Annotated in this window: 1 protein-coding gene and 1 pseudogene; both read left to right on the forward strand. The window is 55.6% G+C overall.

Annotated elements, in window-relative coordinates; genetic code table 11:
• The first annotated feature begins 166 nt into the window (after nt 1–166).
• Complete coding sequence (locus AC07FD_RS00525) at nt 167–559, forward strand: hypothetical protein (RefSeq protein ID WP_478348207.1); 393 nt, start codon at nt 167–169, stop codon at nt 557–559.
• Between the two features lie 70 nt (nt 560–629).
• Nucleotides 630–1,396: pseudogene (locus tag AC07FD_RS00530) on the forward strand (IS5 family transposase).
• The last annotated feature ends 98 nt before the right edge of the window (nt 1,397–1,494 follow it).

The following is a 1,494-nucleotide window of genomic DNA, read 5'->3' on the forward strand; positions in this document are numbered from 1 at the left end:
AAGCTCAAGCGTAGTTTCGATTGATGCACCTGTCATCCATGACCTCCGAATCATGGTGATCCATAGATTCAGACCATAGATAAATATGCAACTGTAATGCTAGGCCGTGAACCCATAAATCGGGACGACCGGCCTAGGTGGAAGGTGGACGTTCGGGATTGACGAGTTGGCAGACTGCATGATTGATTGCAGTATCATTATTTTTGACCCGGTCGCCGGGTTTCCCATGCCAAACAGACCAGATTTCGACGGACTCATGAGGGCTGTTTGCACAGGCTACGGCTATTGCGGCAGCTTGCAAGACGATGGTTTTGTTCATGTTACCGATTTCTTTCCCGAACGAGGAAGGGTGACGGCAGAACAATTCGTCGACTGGCTTTTCATGGCGGAAGGCGATCAAAGGCCCATGGGCTCTCCATCGGCAATGCTGATGCGCGAAAAAATTCGGAACTGCTTCATCGGTTACATGGGCTCAGACTATGTCAATGCTCGGAAGCTGAGCGATCTCAGAAACAACTGGCGAGGTGGCGCGCCCAGGCCTCGTCCGAAACGTCGCTGAAAGTTCTGTTTGGGGGTCTGTAGGCGAATAGCTGCTTTCATGTTGCAGCAAATTCTGATTCAGGCTCAGCATGAGCCGATATGACCTGACCGACTTCGAATGGCGCGTGATCGAGGCGCTTCTCCCCAACAAACCAAGAGGAGTGCCGCGCGTAGACGACCGCAGAGTGCTGAATGGTATCTTCTGGGTGCTGCGATCTGGTGCGCCTTGGCGCGATCTGCCGGAGCGATACGGCCCGCGCACCACTTGCTACAATCGCTTCGTCCGATGGCGAAAAGCAGGTGTGTGGGACCGCCTCATGGATGTCATAGCCAAAGACCATGACGGCACGGTGCAGATGATCGACACCTCCATTGTTCGCGTCCATCAGCAGGGCGCGACGGCAAAAAGGGGGATCGAGATCATTGTCTCGGTCGTTCCCGAGGCGGGCTGACAACCAAGATTCATGCTCTTGTCGACGCCCAAGGCAGGCCGATCAAGCTGACGCTCACGGCAGGCCAGATGAGTGACATCGCCTCCGCAGCGGACTTGATCGAGGAATTGCCAGAGGGTGCCATGCTACTCGCCGACAAGGGCTATGATGCCAACGCCTTGCGGAACGCTGTCACCGAGCGAAAGGCATGGGCCAACATCCCGCCCAAGGCCAACCGCAAGGAACCGATCTGCTTCAGCCCATTCCTCTATAAGGCGCGCAACCTTGTCGAACGGTTCTTCAACAAGGCCAAGCAGTTCCGGCGCATCGCAACTCGCTACGACAAGCTAGCCGAAAACTACCTTGCCGCCCTAAAACTCGTCTCAGTCCGCATCTGGCTACGCGGTAATGAGTCTACGGCCTAGCACTACTTTGGCAGTTTAGGTTTGAGGGCGTGTGCGAGCAGCTTCTCACAGTGAGGACATCTGCGGGGTGGCGACCGCGTGAAGAGGTCGAGAATGGC

Source organism: Mesorhizobium waitakense (assembly GCF_056431085.1).